Source organism: Chryseobacterium panacisoli, from assembly GCF_008274625.1.
In the GTDB taxonomy this organism is placed as follows: domain Bacteria; phylum Bacteroidota; class Bacteroidia; order Flavobacteriales; family Weeksellaceae; genus Chryseobacterium; species Chryseobacterium panacisoli.
In genome coordinates, this window is record NZ_VTRU01000005.1 from 248,578 (window position 1) to 265,580 (window position 17,003).

The following is a 17,003-nucleotide window of genomic DNA, read 5'->3' on the forward strand; positions in this document are numbered from 1 at the left end:
TAGCCCTATATTTTTACAGGGCTGTTTCTTTGTACTATTATTTTTTCTTTTCAGGAAATGATGCGGTAACGTTTCCTTCATCGTCTAAGAAGTCCAGTTTTGCTTCATTATTTTTATCTACACAGAATCTGGCCCGTGGCTGGCCTTTACTGTCGAATAAGAATAAGCCGTTATGTTCATCTTTGGTTTTCCCGAGCATCATTCTCGGTGCTCCTCCAATCAGTCCCTGCTGTTCATACTCTTTGTATTTTTTCTGAGCAGCTTCCGGATCTTTTATCTGGCTCAGTTCTGAAAGTATCTCTCCGGTTTTGATTTGTGATTCTCTTGTTGGACGGTCATTGAAGTAAAGCCCGCTTGCCACTACTCTTTTATCTCCTTTCTTATAATCCTGAGTCAAAAGCTGCATTACCTGATCACCGTCATACTGATCATAGGTAAGGGATAATCCCGAGCTGTGCCCGTTTTTATTTTTCTGCCCGTCATAAATAAAACCTCCGCATTCTATTCCGTCTTCATTGAAGAAAAGCATTCCTGAGCGTTTTTTTCTTGTTTTATTGGTAGGACTGCCGTTTATTTTATCTTCCCCATTGGGAAATTTTCCTGCGTTGGTAATGATCATCTTTACGGTACCATCTTTTTCAACGATATTGATTCTTTCCACATCAATCTCTGTAAATTTCTCATGCCCGCCTGTTTTGAAGGCTGAAGCGGCTAAAAATACAATTCCAATGACTGCTGTAAAAGCAAATGTTCTTAAAAAAATCAATTCTCTGTTCATAGTTGATAATGTTAATTGTTTCTGTTTTGATAAGCCAAAGCTATTCTATCTGCTTCTGCGGTTCAATCAGAAAACAATGAACTCAGGAAATAAAGAAATGAATGGAGGATTTTTACGAATGAATGACACGGTTCATTTTTAAGCGGCTGCACTTTATTCAATACAATGAGAAAATCCGCCAAAAAAGTGACGGATTTTATAGTATTTGAAGACTGTTGAAATTAATTGGCTGCCGGATCAATAAGTTCTGTGGTAAGTCCTAAAGATTTCAGCAGATTTTTATGATCAAAAAACAAGGTTGCATAACGTTTTCCTTTCTTAAAAGTCAGTTTTGAACCTCCCGGAAATTCACTGCCTGCACCGAGTTTCTGCGTTTTAGCATTGTATTTACTGAATTTGGTTTTGCTGTCCTGCAGTGTGCTTTTATTGATAATGAGACCAAATGGAAGTCCTTCTACCACTACTGGCTTATTGTCTGAGGTGACAAAAAACATTTCATTAACAGCATTATCTTTGCCCAGACTGCAATACAGTTCCAATCCTGTCTTCATAGGCCATTTCGCATATTTTTCCTCATTGGCATCTTCATAAAATACAGTTTTTATGTTCAGTGCTTTTGATATTTTATCGGGAGTCTGCGGAAAAATAAATTCTGCATTTTTATCTAATAAAGAGTTTAAAGTTGCTGTTTTCTGAGAAAATGCAATGGTACTTACCAGTTGAAAAAAGAGGGTTAAGAGGAAAGGTAAAGATTTCGTCTTCATGAATTGTTTAAAATTTTAATGATTTGATGGTTAAAGATATTAAATTTTTGATTAAAACCATATTTTAAACAATTATCCACGTCATCTTTCCCTCTTTTGTTATTCTCTTTCCTGTAGGTTAAATACTGTGCCTGCAGGATCGGTTATCCAATGCATATTTTCAGGAAGCTCTTCAATTTCGTCACAGGTTTCCACACCGTTTGATCGAAGGTATTCCGCAGCTTCTTCTACATCAGGAACTGTAAGCTGCAACCAGGTTTCGGAATGGGTATAGTTATCTACACAGTCCAGCCAGATGACATTATTCCCGAATTTTACCTCATGGGTTCTGGAAACCGTTGGATTATTAATCGGTTTTTCTTCAACATTCAGTTTCAGGATGTCTCTGTAAAAGACTACCGTTTTTTCATATTTACTTTTTGGAATTTTTATGGCAATATTTATTCCTGCTTCAAATTTCGTATCCATATTGTAGGTTTAATAGTTGTAAAAATAATGAAAGCCCTCTATTTACATTTCAACATTGCCTGTCACAATCTCACCAGCACGTTTGTAATTAGCTATAATCACTCCTTTTGATGTTACATGGCTTTCCGTGAGGACAAAAGCAGCCGGAACCGAATTATCATCAAACAGTTTTTTTCCTTCACCAAGAATCAACGGATAGATTTTTAGGCGAAGTTCATCTACAAGGTCATTCTTTAACAGCAGATGAATAAGTTCGCTGCTGCCCCAAATCTGAATATCAGCACCTTCTGATTGCTTAAGCTTTCGGATATCATCCTGATTTTTGAGGAAAAAGGTATTCTTCCAATCTAAATTCTCTATAGTCTGAGAAAGAATATACTTATTCCCTTCGTTGATTCCCGGCCAGACTTCAGCATGCTGAGGCCAGTAGGATGAAAAAATATCGAATGTTTTTCTCCCAAGAAGATAATCGGTTTGTTTCATTTCTTCCTGCATGATTTCACCGAAAAGTTCATCACCATATGATACAGTCCATCCTCCATATTTAAAGTTTCCGGATATATCTTCTTCAGGGCCGCCGGGTGCCTGCATGACACCATCCATTGTAATCATTGATATGACAGTTATTTTTCTCATGATATTCAGTTTTATGAATCATATTGTATCTTATTATTGTAAAAAGCTGTTCAGATAGTTCAGAATTGTTGCTGTCTGCATCATCAGGCTGACATGGCTCTGCCCGGGAACAATAGCCAATTGGGATTTGGGCATAGGTCCCATATCTGCAGACACTCCACCTCCCAATAATCTATAGGTTTTTGACAGCTCAGTTTTATCCAACCCATCATTGTCACCCGCTATAATTAAAACTGGTGCTGAAATTTTAGAGATATTATCATCACCCAGATCGAAGGGTTGTCCGGCAGAAGCAATCATCTGCTCCAGAAACTTTGTCCATTTTGTTTTATCAGGTGCTACGGCATCATAAGCATTATGCATAGGACTGTTCATAAAGAGGTCAGGCTTCATTCCTTTAAATGCATTATTGACTTCAGGCAGCCAGCCGCTATTTTTATAAGTTGCAGAAATAATAACCAGCTTATTCAGCCTTTGCGGGCTCTGTATTGCCAGCTGATAAGCGATTGCCCCGCCAAAGCTATATCCTGCTACATCTGCCTTATCAATTTTCAGATAGTCCATTACCTTTGTCACATCACTCGCCAGATCGGTATGTGATAATTTCCTTTCTGAAAACGGAGTATGCCCGTGTCCCTGTAATTCAACAGCGATTACTTTTCTGTTTTTTGACAGTTCCGGGATCAATTGTCCCCAATTGGTATCAATCGTCATGAAAGCACCATGCAATAATACAATGGGCTTACCTTTACCATAGACTTCATAATAAACCTTGCTGCCGTTAGCAGGTGCATAGCCACTTTCAGAAGGTTTCACTTTTTGTCCGTATACCTGGGATGTGATAACCATAACAGCTAAAATCAGTAGTGACTTCAGGGTTGAGGATTTGAATATACTTTTCATAATATTATCGGATTTGGTCATTGAACTTTTAACCAAAATTAGCAAGTCATTACGAAATCCAACTTGCCACAGGACAAGATTTTATTCAAAAGATGTCAATTCTTTGTGTATTCCCTTAACAAGGCCTATTCAGCTTACTTCACATACATTATATTTTGCTTAATTATAGAAAATACACAGGAAAATATCAAACAATCAGCACATTGAAAATAAATATTTTCATGATAATTCTACGACAGTTGATAAAAATTGATTAATTTCGAATAGAACTAAACCTATATTATTATGAAAAATTTAAAGAAAATCGAAAGACAGGAATTGAAAACAATTAAGGGCGGCATTGACTGCAGAGGCGGACAGCTTTGCTTAATTGGCGGAAAGTGGCAATGTATGCCATATGACGGATGTGGCGGTGGAAATCAGCCTTAAGTTTTAGTTTAATTCAATTACTTGACTATGAAAAATTCTAAAAAAATTTCAAGAGATCAGTTGAAAAATATTAATGGCGGAGCATTGAGTTGTTCTGAAGCATGCTGCCCACCTCCGGGAATAAAGAGATGTCCCTGGGTGATCTGTATAGCACCCTGTGAGATATTAAGTTAAAACGCTGATCTCCAAAATAAAACCTGCAGTTCCCATGAGCTGCAGGTTTTTATTTTAAGTTTACTTTTTCATTCAAAAAAGTCTCCCACAATCAGACCGGGAGACTTAAAAATTAAAATCAGATTGTTCAAACTTATGAAATATCTTTACTGTTCAACGATCGTAAGTGCATTGTAAGCCCCGTTTCCTGATACATCAAACTGGCTGGTTGTACCATCAAATGCTACTGTAATCCAGGTAAAAGGTCTTAGTTTGCTGCCTTTATTCAGGTAAACACTTACTGTACAGGCTGAACCTACCGGTACTGCGTTGGGACTTGCTCCGGTGTCAGAAGCATATCCATTATTTGTTTTTATTCTTTGTGTAATTGTGCCGGCAGGATTTCTCACTTCCCAGATTGCTTCAGTTTGATTATTAGCACCGGTATTTACCTGGCTTGATTGTAATGCAAAAGTAAAAGTTGCAAAATAAACTCCATCACGTGGTGCTGTAAATTCACCTGTAGCCGGGTCAAAATTTGAGGTTGGAACCCCTGAATCAGAGTCTAATTTTTCAGTCCAGTTCGTTAAGTAAGAGGATCTTCTTTGAACTATACCAGATTTAGTTCCTATTTCTGAAGGGGTTGCACTTTCAAATACATAGGTATCCTGAGTAGTTTTACTTGCCATTACTATAATACGCGGTTTCCCTTTAGGATAAAAACTGACCCAATTTGAACCATCGGAAAATTCTAAATATCCTTTTACCCCAATGGCAGGACTTGCAACATAACGCAATGCGCCAGCACCAGCCTGGGCAGCTGTTTTCGCTGTATTTCCAATAGCCACAGAACTATTGGTTCCACCACGTAGATCAAGAGCTACCTTGGGATTGGCAACCATAGTCCCTATTCTTCCTGAACTATTAATTATAATATTACCTGCATCCGTTTTAACCTCAAGTGGATTTGACGGATTTGGTACTCCTATTCCGATTTGAGCATTTATATAGGTTACACTCAGTGACAAAGCAATAACAGCACTGATCACTTTTTTTATTTTATTTTTTTGTCCCATTATTACGTGTTTACAATTCACTGATACTTAAATTATTTAATTTACTGTCATTCAGGGTATTTCGGGCACTGCCTATATTATGTCTTATGCTGAATTTTATAGTATCATCTTTTTTAAGGTTGAAAATAGCATTGCAATTACCACTTATATAATTACTTACTGCACCAGCCTGAAAAGCAGGATAAGAATTTATAGTTTTAAATACAGGAATATTATCTGTACTTTGGCTACTTTCTATTGCAGTTTCTATAAATGTATTTTTAGGGATATTTCCATTAGCCAGGGTAATATTGAAAGAAACCAGATAGAACCCATCACGGGGAGCTTTAAAAACTCCTGTGGAAGGATCAAAATCTCCACCGGCACCGGCTCCTAAATCAACGGTCTCTGTCCAGCCTGTAATAACTGTCGAAGCTGCACTTGGAATACTTTGTGCAGAACCTTTACTGGCATTTACCAATGCTTTTGTTGGAGCGGTAAGTGGTAATGCGATCCATTGTTCACCGTCAGAATATTCTAAAAATCCACCATTATTGTAACGTATTGCTCCTCCTCCAGCTGCAGAAGGGCTCTGTGTATTATTACCTAAGCCAATAATTCCCTGGTCAGACGAAGACCTTAAATCAACTTTAGTAACCGGATTTAAAAGTCCAATACCAACCTGGCCTCCTGATGTGATAACAACATCATTAGATATTTTTGTTGCATCAGGTGCTGAGCCATTGTCTTTTCCGGCATCTATATGTAAAGTCTGTGCAGGTGTAGGAGTAAAAAACCCTATTTGTGCCTTTGTTTTAACTGCAGAAAAAAATAAAATACAAGCAAATAGTTTATAAGGTATATTGATCTTCTTTTTCATAATCTCTATCTTAATGTTCTATTATCGTTAAATTGTTAAATCCATCATCGGGATTTGCAGGATTTGAAGAATCAGTAGTAACTCTAAGCGGAATTGAACCTGAAGTAAGATTTTGATATAGTCTTACACTTACTTTAGTCCCTGCCGTAAGAGTAAGGGTAACGGTACTAGATCCTCCCGCCTGTGTTGAACGTGTAGCATTCGCGTCATCAGCTGTACCTGTCATAGACTGGCCGAACGTTTTATATACACTGGCAAGAACAGTGCCTGTAGTAGGATTATAAAATTGAGACTCAACTCTGGAACCATCACTAATAACAGCCCCGTTAAAATTGAATGTTAATAAAAAAGTATATGTTCCATTTCGGGGAGCTGTAAACTCACCAGAGCTTGGGTCAAAGCTATTGCTCATGTCACGCACCTCGTTCCAATTTATAATGGTAATTGCGGTAGCAGACGGTATAGACTGACTTGCAATTTTACGAACGACGATCACAGCCTTTTGAGGAGCAATATAAGCTTTGTGCCATACTGCGCCATCAGACACTTCGATTTTAGCACCCACTGGTACACTGTTTACATCATATCGTGTAGCACCTGCACCCGCTGTTACCGCAGACATCGTTGTTGTTCCTAAACCAAGAGCATTTTCATTTCCTGCTGACCTAATATCTAACTGAACCTGAGGATTAAGAACTCCTGCACCAATGAATCCTGTTGTTTTATTCACAATAACATCGTTAGAAACCTGTGTTACCGTTGGTGTTCCTGAAGCGGAATTATCCTTAGCTCCATCTACATGTAAAATCCCCTGTGGATTATTTGTACCTATTCCTACCTGCGCGTTCAAGGTGCTGATAAGGAAGCAACAAGGTACAATAAGTGTTTTATGTATTTTTTTTCTCATATTCTCATTTAAAAATTTGAGGTAATAAAGGTTGTGAATCCTCACTATTACATGATGAGATTAATCAGCCTTTCATAAATCATTTTAATAATTCATAAACCTGATTCCAAAATGAAAATAAAATCTTCAACAAATTGCAGCAGCCTATCAATAAAAAGTGTGCCTGAGGGATGTCAAATGTGTTTTTAGAATCTTGTTTTCATTGATGTAAACATCAGGTCAATAATAATTTTTGCAAAATTGTTGATTTTTCATCATCAAGCAAAACATAACCTATCGATAGATTTCGATGTATTGATAGATTTTTTATGAGTTCAAGATCCTTAAAAGATTTCAGGAAACATACCATTCGGGCACATAGTGGCAAAAAAAAATCACTGCGGATGGCAGTGATTTCTGAAGATATTTTGATAAACCTTATTGGCCTTCAATTCTATCATTATTATCAATTCTTTTTGAATTTTTACGCTTCCCTATTTTATAGGTTAAAGTAATGCTCACTCTTCTAAAATCATTGTATCTATAATAAGATTGCTTATCAGCATTAGAAAAATAAGTAGTTCTTTTCTCTCCCTGTTGTTTAAAAATATCGGAAGCTGCAATACTTAAAGTAAGTAAATCCTTAACTAAATTAGTTTTGAAGCTGGCACTAAAACTTGCGTTTGTTCTATTTTCATTATTTACAGCTGTATACGGTAACGAAATAAAATAGCTGAACGATAGAAATGTGCTTTTATCCTTTTTTAAATAAAAATTTGAATCAGCATATAATACATTTACAAACCCGTTTTTTGATTGAAAATCACTTGAAAAATGCCTGCGGGAGTAGAGAATTTTTCCGGACGAATATTTCAGTCAATCAGGCAATAAAAACTTTAAAAGATAATTAGATACATTGATGAAAATAAAGCAATCGTTATCTTAGATTTCTATACATATCAGCAGTCTGATTAAAAAAGATTACAATGATACACTACAAGAACAATGGATAAGAGAATATTGAACACCTAATATATTCTAACGTTTTTTTGCTGAAGGAACATTGAAAGCCAGAAAACATTTTAATCTCTCACCCTAAGACAATCAACTGAAAAATCAACTCGCAAAACAAAAAAAAGAGACGTTTAAAAATAAACGTCTCTCTTAGCGGAGAGTGAGGGAGTCCTGACGAACTCCTAATACCCCTTTTGAGTTTTCTAAGCAACATTAAACAACTGATTTACATACATCTTAATACAGTAAAACCCCAAATCTTCTTTCATTAATATAACAGAATTATTACATATATACTCATATTGACGTGCTTCTTAAAGAATAATTGTGATTATCCTTCAAATTGTGATACGTCTCAACTTTTCCTTCTCATACGAGGTTATACCATTATTGTGACTATCCTTCAATGTGATATGTCCCAACGCACTGGGATGATATTTCTATGAATAAAATGTTGTGACTACCCTTCAAACTGTGATATGCCCCAACACGCGGTCGTAAATATCCTTCTTCAATTCGGTTGTGAATGCCTTTCAAACTATGATACATCCCAACATATTTGAAAAAACACGTTGTGAATACCTTCAAACTGTGATATGTCCCAGCGTTGATATGATTTAATTGTTGTTGAATTAAGTTGTAAGTACAGGATATACCTTATATCATCACCTTCTTAAATTCCTTAATAGCATACTTTGTAAAATTCAGATAAACTAATGCTGTAGAAGTTTTTACGGATAAAATTATGCGATATCAGGATTATTTATAATCGAACCTATCTTCGTCTGGATACCAATAAGTGTCTAAAGCTGTAGACATAGTACCATTTTCATAGGCTTTTAGTTGTCTGTCTAATATCCCCGTAGTACCAAAGACAACTACTCTTCTTGTTTTTTTTTCTACTAAAAAGGGACCTGCTCCGACTAAAGATTTATTATCATTTCCTGTTAAAATGGCTTCTTTAGAATTAAAAAAATAAATGTTTCCATATGGTTTTTTAATAATGTCATCATATAGCATTGGTTCTATGCTTTCATCTACTATTCTTCGTATGAATTTTTTTGCTATTATAAGCATTTCTTGATCTGTTAACATAAAATTATTTTTTTAACTATTATTTTTTTACCTTAGTATATTGAAATTCTAAATAACCTCTTTGAAGGAAATTACGGGCCTTATCATTATTCGCATATATTACATATTCACCAGTTTGACCATCAAACAAATGCAATTCTCCACCTTTTTTCATCCCTACAAAATAATGTCCTATTGTGGAATCTTCAGAAGTTCCTTTTATGTGATATTTATCTTTAACACCATAAATTACAACAATATCTCCTTCTGTCATTAATTGCTTCATTCTTGGAATTGTTGTAGGTTGAAAACTGCCACCACCACATTTTACAGCAACTAATTCTTTTCCTTGCATAAGTGACGATTCAGCTCTTCGTAACTTCCCTGTCCTCAAAAAATCAACCATGACTTCTGCAGTATTACCACAATTCAACGTACCTATTTGTTTTATAGAATCACCAACCGATTTATGATTAAAATAAGGCATTGCCTCTGGCATTTTCTCAAAAGGCTTTGCAATTATCTTATTGGCAAACTGTTGTAATCCTTCTTCAAAAGCCTTTACCTTTGTAGTGTCTGTTGTTGCTACTATCGATTCACCAAATGCTCCTCCCTCATGTCTTACTTCCTCTAAAAACCCACTCAAGCGCTTTTGGTTCTTTTTCAGCCTTCGGTAAAATTCTAAAACCTTTTTATTTAGGGGTACCCTGTATCAGCTTTTCCCCTTTATATACCAAAGCATACTCCTGTTACTGCTTATTGATCCTATGGCATCAGGATTAAGACCTCCTTTCTTTCCAATACTCTCCATAATAGCAGCTGCATCAAGCTCCATAAAAAAGGCCCCATTTTGTATCAGAGCATCACATTCCGATGTTTTTGAAATGAACCCTGCGCTGGGAATTACCCATTCTGTAAAATTAAATAAACTAACCGTTCAAAAGTTGAACGGTTAGTAAGCATTTAAATATTTCTATTATATAAATTATAATGACCAAAAATCATTATAAATTTGGCATCGGACTTTGCTTTGCCCCTTGACTTATTAATCGCGTTTTCATATCTCGGAAATACTTTATGTCTCCAAAAGTTCCGTCTGAAAATTCTTCTTTATAATCTCCATTTCTCAATGTATCATGTAGGAACATTGGAAATACCTTATCTAAGCTTTGTTTACTTTTAGAAGAAACTCCTTGATCATTTTTATACAAACTAATACTATCTATACCAATCCAATTATATAAAAAACGAATGTCTTCAAAATAGGGTCCGTCATCTATATATAATCGGTAGTTTGTAGGACGGTCAACTTTTCGAATAATATACATCCAATCATCCAGATTAAAATCTTTCCATAATTCGGGAATAATCGTAAAAAGACTTCTTATCTGTATATCTAAAATCTTTTGTATCAAGCAGTTTAACAATTAAGTCTTTTGAATTATAAGTTAATAATTCATTTTTTAAAGCCTTATAAGAATCCCAACCACTTTGTTTTATTCCATGATGTAATTTTTGTATAATCTGTTCCATTATTTTATATTTTGTATGTATATTATTTAAACAAAATACGGCAACTAATTGCTGCCGTTATATAATTATTCTTTTTTAATTTAATCTAATCCATCATAAAAATCACTGTTACTATTCCTTTTTACAATACCATTTTCTCTTTTTTCAAAGATATAATCTCCATTAAAAATTAAATAGTAGTCTTCTTTAGGATAAATTTCATCAGTGATTTTATGAACCATTTGTAATACAGATTTTCTTAATAATATTGAACCTGCATGTTTTTTTATAACATCAAATGAAACATAAGAAGCCCCTGCAAATTCCAAATCAATAAACTCACCATCAAAATCTCCGTTCACACAACCGAAAGTAGAATCATAGAGTTTAGATATTAAGAAAAGTGAATTATCGTGTGCTTTAATAAGGTCTGTTAATTCCTGTTTTTGTTCTAATTTTCTTTTAAATTGTATATTATATGTTAGTCCCATTTTACTTTGTTATTTTTAAATGATTAATTTTATCGTCTTTTGTTATATAGATGATCTCTTCCAGATCTTCAATAGTCCAATCTGAAAACTGATTTTGAAGTTTATTTATGTCTCCTTCCCAAATTTTAAGATTTAATATAATTCTTTTTGTTTGCTCTTCTTTAATTTTTTTCTCTATGGAGGACCAAATATTCCTCACATTTGTATTTTTATAAGGTGAATAACAATCAAAAATTTCCCCTTCAATTTTATAATCAGGATTTTTTACTCCCGAAATAAATGGATTTTGTTCTATATCAAATCCATTCTTTGCTAAAATTTCTGCGGCTTCATTTTCTAACTCCAATGATATTCTTGTTGCATCATCTGATATCTTAGGTATTTTGGTAATAATTCCTGTAGGTTTAGCAAAAATATTTTTAGGGTTACTTGGTTTTGTACGATTTTTCAAAACAACTAATTCCTCCAATATTTCACCAACTCTCTCCGAACTATAGCTTACCTTTCTTATTTCTTGCAAAACTTTCTGATACGCTTTATCATAACGACTTCCCTGGGCTATAATCTCACCTTTATACACCAACGCAAACTTTCTGTTACTGCTTATTGATCCTATAGCATCTGGATTAATACCTCCTTTTTTTCCGATATTCTCCATAATAACAGCTGCATCAAGTTCCATAAAAAAAGCCCCATTTTGTATCAGAGCATCACATTCCGATGTTTTTGAAATGAACCCTGCGCTTGGGATTACCCATTCTGTAGGACTAAACATACGAAGATCTTTCCTTTGATAAACTCCGCTGTTCAAAACTAAAAAATAAAAAACTTTATTCTTAGACAAGTAGGTAGAGAATAATAAAAGATGGTCGTCTACACGAGTTGTGAGACGACCATTTATTTACATATTTTCTATTTCCGCTAATCTGATAAAATAATCTTCCGTAAAATATTTGTTTAATTTAAAAATAATATCTTCATAATAAATCTTAAAAAACCTGAAGAGTTCATCATTACTATATGGTGACTCTAAAAGTTTTTTATAATCATATTCAGGATGTTGTATCACCCATTCAAGAATTTCTTTATTTCTTAAAACAATATCAACTTTTAAAGTTGATAAATCTATATCTGCTGTTGTAAATCTATACATATCCTTATGGGTGTAAATCTGTTTTATTTTTTGGAAGCATAGAACACTATGCAGAACATCCCCTAATAATATCTTATTCATAATTGTAACTTTAAAATTCTGATGTAAACTTAATGCCTTCTTCATTAATATAACCACTAACAAAGTAATACCTACTACTTAATTCTTTTAATATATTTTTTTTAACAAAGTCCAAAGAAGGTTTATAATGGCCACTTGCATTGTTTATCTCTATAATCACTCCTTTCTTTATAATTATCTCTCCTGCAGCTGCAACGGGATTGCCTGCTAAAAAAGACGAATGATGAAATTCTCCAACTTTTCTATTTTTTGATAGGTACAATTTACCATCTTCCGCCATTACAAAAATAGCATAATCAGTAATATCAGATGTACCATCTTCTAGAATTGATATACTTCCAGAAGTATCAATTAAATTTCCTTCTGAATTAACTATTTTATCATGTTGAACAAATATTTCATAAGTTTCTCGTTCCTTCTCATTAAGATATTTTACACCTTTTTCAAACTCTTTTTTAGAACCTATGGTATACATATTCTCTAAACTTGTTGTAGAATACTTTGCTCCAGAAGCTGGCTCTTTAGGAAAATATTTCCATGTATCATCAAGAGCTTCTTCAAGCACATTTACAAGCTTCTCTTCACTATAGCTAGCCTGTTTGACCTTCTGCATAAGTTCGGCATAGGGTTTAATATATTTATTCCCTTTTGCCACAGGCAATCCTCTATATATGAGCATATACTCCTGTTTGCTCGCTTTACCTGTCTCATTAACAATTTCTATAAAAGCTGCACCTATATTTTCTAGTCTGATTCCAGAAATATTATCAAAAAAACCGCCACTTGGAATTACCCATTCTGATGTTTGCAAAAATTTTAATTGACTACGTTCAAAACGTCCAGAATTTATATCTAAAAATACGGAAATTGCACTTGCACGCAACCCTTCTCTTACTTTTTCTGCTGTCTGGGGTAATTTAAGTAAGCTTAGACAGCTTCTGTAAAAGGCTGTTACAATTTGTGCCACACCAACGACAAGCTGCGGTACAGCTACAGCAGATCCCAATACATTATAAATAAGATCCCATTGCCGCAGAAACTCATCTCCTCCTGGAAGCTTGGCAATTTCCGCCCGGAATGCCTGTATGGTAAGATCCGGTAATGCCAAACTAAGATCTGCAGCTGCAGCTAATAACAGGTACGGGTTTCCGGATAAAGCCAATGTTCCGATTCCAAAAACGACTCCTACCATATCAGCCACAATCCGGATGGTTTCATTAATATCTTCCCATTTTTCTGCATCAGCCAATGCCTTTACATAAATAGCCGGGACCATCATTACAACAGAATTCTGCTGTTGATCTTCTCCATTGATTTCTGATGTCTGTTGTTTTATAAAGTAAACCATGTCGAGAGGATAAAACTCGGCTCCTTTATCCAGATCTTCTGTCACCTGCTCGGTTGCATTAGGATCTCCTTCTTTGGGTACAATGAAAATTCTCTTTGTTACTTCTTTCTGCTGCTGAAGAAAAAAAATTTTTTCATCTGATTTTCCAAACCCCAATAGATCTCCCGCCAGCCCAAAGACTTCAGTATTTACTTTATATTCATTTCCTATTTTGAAAGTAGGGGCCCCTACCTTCGGACGGTTATAAGAAAACAGGCAATACTCCATCAGAATAGTGGCAAAAATGATACGGTTGGATTTCATTTCTCCATTGAACTCGCTTACCCCGTCCAGGTTGAAATAAATCCTGTTACAGAGTTCAGGACTTTTCCTGAACTTATTCAGTAAAAAAATATGATCAGGAAATGCTTTTAATACATTAATCAGAGCTGAACTTCCATCCTTCCATCCACTAAAAATTCCAGTATCATCAAGCTTTGTTAAGGCAAGCAGATGCCCGAATAACGTTTCATTCTCAAGAGCCATTCCCCGAAGAACAAACTCAGGAGTATTGGTATAAAGGAATTTAAGCTCCTCTGCACTCTTTGCTTTTAAAAAACCTGATTTAAAGATTTCTGTGAAGTAGTTTTTGTATTCAGAATAATTTTCAAAATCATCAAATCCTACATGCATCACTAATCTCCTGAATTCCTCATAGGAAAAGGTTTCCAGTACGATAGCTTTCTTTCTCCTAAGTTCTTGCTGGTCGGCATCTCTGTGATAAAAATAAATAAGCTGGCAGGAAATCTCCTCTTGTGCTGCATTAATTACAAATTTGATTTCACACTCTGTTTGTACCAGATTCACAAGCTCTTTATTCTTATTGAGATATGTTTTTAAGTATATGATGTTCTCTTTATCATCCTTAATGTATTTTTCTTCGGCAATTCCATCATAATCATTGATGTTATAATCCAGAATAAACCGCTGATTAAACTGATTACTGTATTTTAATTTATTACATAACAGCTGTTTTCTTATATAATCATCAGTACGCCATTCTTTACTGATGGTTTCTCTAAGTTCAAGTGTTTCCATAATCTTTCCTTTTTTTGAAAAAGGCAGGGCTTTATGGCCCTGCCAGTAGAATAGTTATTGAATTCATCTCAATAACATGTTGTATTTAAGACAGTTTATTGAGTTCATTACTTTTCATCTCAATAAATTCCTGCAAATAACTTTTCAGAAGATCCAGAAAACCTATTTTATTGTTCTTAACAAGCCAAAGCATGTAATGATGGGTATTCACCTTAACAATAGAGGTTTTAGGATATCCATCCTCATCCAAAACAGGATTCTGAGTTTCTTCATCTACTACAGGAACCAGTATTCTGTCGAAATTTTTATCTCTCAGGCTTGACCATTCTTCTTCTCCAATCAGCCATTCCGGAGTCGGAAGGTTGGAAGGTTCTATTTCATGGGTTTCCTTATCTCTTAAAATCTGCTGATAAAAAAGGTAAGTCCTTGGAAGCTCTGTGTCTACCACCATTTTATTGATTCTGATAAACCTGTTAAAAGATGTAAGTAAAGGATGTTCAGAGATCTGGATTTCCCCAAGGTTTAGATTTGTTGTATTAATTTCTTTTAAAAGCTGCTCTACCTGCTGAGGTATTAATAATTTTTCTTTCATTGTTTTAAAATTTTGTTGGTTAAATAACAGTGTTTATAAAGTCATAGATCCTGTTTTATTGAAAGACAGAATTTTTAGGCTCTGCCTTTTTATTGATTTAAACTCAAAGTTTGATAAAGGTTATAGTTTATACAATTCAACGATATTGGCACTTACACCAGTATTTCCCATTGTATTCATATTGTACATTCCGAAAGCAACCGGGCCTGTATAGCCTGTTTTGGTATAGGTAACCGTCTTGTTATTGAAATTGACAATAACGGTCCAGCTTCCCCCACGTCTTATAAATGTTGCATTTAGGGCATAAGTTGGCTCCGCAGTAGTAACCGCTTCGGCTGAATTGTCAGGAAACATTTTACACATAGGATACCAATAAGACTGAACCAGCCTTACATTCGCAACTGTTTGATTTAACAGATCTACTCCATTAGCAGCATTTACCAATCCTACAAAATGGGTCATACTACCATTAGCACTATTAATTATTGCAGTTTTACCAGTAATTTCAACATTCAAGTAAAAATCTTCGTCTGCCCCAATCAGTTGATTCGTCTTTCTGGCTGCGATGAAAGTAGAATCATCGGCTGGTGCTTTTACGTTACTGTCAGAACTGTAGCTTACAGCAGTTCCTGCCTGTGTAATGGCGGGTGATACTGCATTATTGTATATTTTCTGTTCCCAAACAATATTATTCAGTGGGATACGCTGGATCTGGCTTACCACACGAATGGTAAAACTTGTCAGATACCAGGCTACCCCATTCCATAATCTGATTTTATATTCTCCTACCGGAATATTTTTGAAATTGTAGTAGAAGGTCAGATCAATTCCATTGGTATACAACTGAACCTGTGAACCAGGGATGGACGCAACAACAGTAGCCGTATCAGCAGAAATACTGTCCTGAGTACATAACTCGACTTTAAAGCTTGTGGAAGGAAGATTTAAGTTGGCTCCTTTCAGATTAATCCAGAACGGACGATCTGTTTTATCCACCACCGGAGGGGATATAACAGCCACACTCATTGTTCCTGTACTCCAGCCTCCATTCATTTTCGTTTTCCATGCTGATCTTTCAGTTTCTGTCATTTGACCGGGCATTTCCATCAGTAGATTTTTACTGTCTACAATGGCATGTAAGCCGCTGGTATTTTGGACTACAACTTTTTGAAAATTAGCAATATCAGAATTCTTATTGGGCAGCCCGGATAATACATAAGGATTCCCTAAGGTATTGATCGAAAATGAAGCATTAAGGGTATGACTTCTTGCTGCATTGTTGGACAGGTTTGCATTCATCATATTTTTCCCCAAATCACCCGCAGGAAGTTTAGCAACATTCCCATTATCATTCAATCCTATAATTTTAGGATAATCCTGTGCGTTTCCGTCTGTCAATGGAATTTCTAATTTCTTAGCTAATTTCTCTCTTGTATTAAGATTATACTGAGCCTGGCTCGCAATTCCTTCTGCCAAAAGATCAGCATTTGAAATACTGACATGGTTATCAGCTAATTCCAGGGGAATGGTTCCGTCAACAACGGCATGGGTCTTTAAATCACCGTTTTCATCAACGGCATAATCTGTGTAAGATAGGGAACCCGGCGCTGCTACCTGATAAATAGCATTCGTTTCCCTTTCTCCAATGGGAGGTAATTCATTGACACGTATAATTTTTCCTATAATTGGCATTTTTTTTATTTTTAAGA

Annotated in this window: 21 protein-coding genes; 2 read left to right on the forward strand and 19 right to left on the reverse strand. The window is 35.2% G+C overall.

Going from position 1 to position 17,003, the window contains the following annotated elements; translation table 11 throughout:
• Positions 1 to 37 precede the first annotated feature (37 nt).
• The 5 genes from FW781_RS18565 to FW781_RS18585 all read right to left on the reverse strand — a co-directional run bounded on the left by FW781_RS18565 (position 38) and on the right by FW781_RS18585 (position 3,549).
• Positions 38 to 778: a hypothetical protein gene (locus tag FW781_RS18565; protein WP_149388778.1), complete on the reverse strand. Its 741-nt coding sequence runs from the start codon at positions 776 to 778 to the stop codon at positions 38 to 40.
• Positions 779 to 999: 221 nt separating this feature from the next.
• Positions 1,000 to 1,542, reverse strand: coding sequence for a hypothetical protein (locus tag FW781_RS18570; protein ID WP_149388779.1), 543 nt, complete (start codon positions 1,540 to 1,542; stop codon positions 1,000 to 1,002).
• Between the two features lie 99 nt (positions 1,543 to 1,641).
• On the reverse strand, positions 1,642 to 2,010 hold the full coding sequence (locus tag FW781_RS18575) for a VOC family protein (protein WP_149388780.1): 369 nt from the start codon (positions 2,008 to 2,010) through the stop codon (positions 1,642 to 1,644).
• Between the two features lie 42 nt (positions 2,011 to 2,052).
• Positions 2,053 to 2,646 (reverse strand): dihydrofolate reductase family protein, encoded by a 594-nt coding sequence (locus FW781_RS18580; RefSeq protein WP_149388781.1) that lies wholly within the window; start codon positions 2,644 to 2,646, stop codon positions 2,053 to 2,055.
• Positions 2,647 to 2,679: 33 nt separating this feature from the next.
• Positions 2,680 to 3,549 carry an alpha/beta fold hydrolase gene (locus FW781_RS18585; RefSeq protein WP_149388782.1) on the reverse strand — a complete coding sequence of 290 codons (870 nt, stop codon included), beginning with the start codon at positions 3,547 to 3,549 and terminating at the stop codon, positions 2,680 to 2,682.
• 285 nt (positions 3,550 to 3,834) lie between these two features.
• Here FW781_RS18585 and FW781_RS22520 point away from each other — a divergent pair, with 285 nt between their 5' ends.
• Positions 3,835 to 3,978 carry a bacteriocin-like protein gene (locus tag FW781_RS22520; RefSeq protein WP_002980068.1) on the forward strand — a complete coding sequence of 48 codons (144 nt, stop codon included), beginning with the start codon at positions 3,835 to 3,837 and terminating at the stop codon, positions 3,976 to 3,978.
• A 27-nt stretch (positions 3,979 to 4,005) separates the two neighbouring features.
• Positions 4,006 to 4,152, forward strand: a complete 147-nt coding sequence (locus FW781_RS22855; RefSeq protein ID WP_167375285.1) for a bacteriocin-like protein — start codon at positions 4,006 to 4,008, stop codon at positions 4,150 to 4,152.
• Positions 4,153 to 4,298: 146 nt separating this feature from the next.
• Here FW781_RS22855 and FW781_RS18590 read toward each other — a convergent pair whose 3' ends face one another.
• The 14 genes from FW781_RS18590 to FW781_RS18650 form a co-directional block, all read right to left on the reverse strand.
• Positions 4,299 to 5,207: a hypothetical protein gene (locus FW781_RS18590; protein ID WP_228720235.1), complete on the reverse strand. Its 909-nt coding sequence runs from the start codon at positions 5,205 to 5,207 to the stop codon at positions 4,299 to 4,301.
• Positions 5,208 to 5,217: 10 nt separating this feature from the next.
• Positions 5,218 to 6,066 (reverse strand): complement C1q domain-containing protein, encoded by an 849-nt coding sequence (locus FW781_RS18595; RefSeq protein ID WP_149388783.1) that lies wholly within the window; start codon positions 6,064 to 6,066, stop codon positions 5,218 to 5,220.
• A 10-nt stretch (positions 6,067 to 6,076) separates the two neighbouring features.
• Positions 6,077 to 6,973: a hypothetical protein gene (locus FW781_RS18600; RefSeq protein WP_149388784.1), complete on the reverse strand. Its 897-nt coding sequence runs from the start codon at positions 6,971 to 6,973 to the stop codon at positions 6,077 to 6,079.
• A 417-nt stretch (positions 6,974 to 7,390) separates the two neighbouring features.
• A complete protein-coding gene (locus FW781_RS22830) occupies positions 7,391 to 7,828 on the reverse strand; it encodes an outer membrane beta-barrel protein (protein ID WP_149388865.1) in 438 nt (145 codons plus the stop codon).
• 897 nt (positions 7,829 to 8,725) lie between these two features.
• Positions 8,726 to 9,061 carry a hypothetical protein gene (locus tag FW781_RS18610; RefSeq protein ID WP_149388785.1) on the reverse strand — a complete coding sequence of 112 codons (336 nt, stop codon included), beginning with the start codon at positions 9,059 to 9,061 and terminating at the stop codon, positions 8,726 to 8,728.
• A 19-nt stretch (positions 9,062 to 9,080) separates the two neighbouring features.
• On the reverse strand, positions 9,081 to 9,686 hold the full coding sequence (locus FW781_RS18615; protein WP_149388786.1) for a hypothetical protein: 606 nt from the start codon (positions 9,684 to 9,686) through the stop codon (positions 9,081 to 9,083).
• A gap of 66 nt (positions 9,687 to 9,752) precedes the next feature.
• Positions 9,753 to 9,875, reverse strand: a complete 123-nt coding sequence (locus FW781_RS22765) for a hypothetical protein (protein ID WP_262884125.1) — start codon at positions 9,873 to 9,875, stop codon at positions 9,753 to 9,755.
• A 169-nt stretch (positions 9,876 to 10,044) separates the two neighbouring features.
• Complete coding sequence (locus FW781_RS18620) at positions 10,045 to 10,455, reverse strand: hypothetical protein (protein ID WP_149388787.1); 411 nt, start codon at positions 10,453 to 10,455, stop codon at positions 10,045 to 10,047.
• 198 nt (positions 10,456 to 10,653) lie between these two features.
• Entirely contained in the window at positions 10,654 to 11,043 is a 390-nt protein-coding gene (locus tag FW781_RS18625; protein ID WP_149388788.1) for a hypothetical protein, read from the reverse strand.
• Between the two features lies 1 nt (position 11,044).
• On the reverse strand, positions 11,045 to 11,818 hold the full coding sequence (locus FW781_RS18630; RefSeq protein ID WP_149388789.1) for a CdiA C-terminal domain-containing protein: 774 nt from the start codon (positions 11,816 to 11,818) through the stop codon (positions 11,045 to 11,047).
• A gap of 126 nt (positions 11,819 to 11,944) precedes the next feature.
• Positions 11,945 to 12,277 carry a hypothetical protein gene (locus FW781_RS18635; protein ID WP_149388790.1) on the reverse strand — a complete coding sequence of 111 codons (333 nt, stop codon included), beginning with the start codon at positions 12,275 to 12,277 and terminating at the stop codon, positions 11,945 to 11,947.
• A 10-nt stretch (positions 12,278 to 12,287) separates the two neighbouring features.
• Positions 12,288 to 14,702: a hypothetical protein gene (locus FW781_RS18640; RefSeq protein WP_149388791.1), complete on the reverse strand. Its 2,415-nt coding sequence runs from the start codon at positions 14,700 to 14,702 to the stop codon at positions 12,288 to 12,290.
• Between the two features lie 85 nt (positions 14,703 to 14,787).
• On the reverse strand, positions 14,788 to 15,294 hold the full coding sequence (locus tag FW781_RS18645; protein WP_149388792.1) for a hypothetical protein: 507 nt from the start codon (positions 15,292 to 15,294) through the stop codon (positions 14,788 to 14,790).
• Positions 15,295 to 15,414: 120 nt separating this feature from the next.
• Positions 15,415 to 16,986 carry a hypothetical protein gene (locus FW781_RS18650; protein WP_149388793.1) on the reverse strand — a complete coding sequence of 524 codons (1,572 nt, stop codon included), beginning with the start codon at positions 16,984 to 16,986 and terminating at the stop codon, positions 15,415 to 15,417.
• Positions 16,987 to 17,003: the final 17 nt, after the last annotated feature.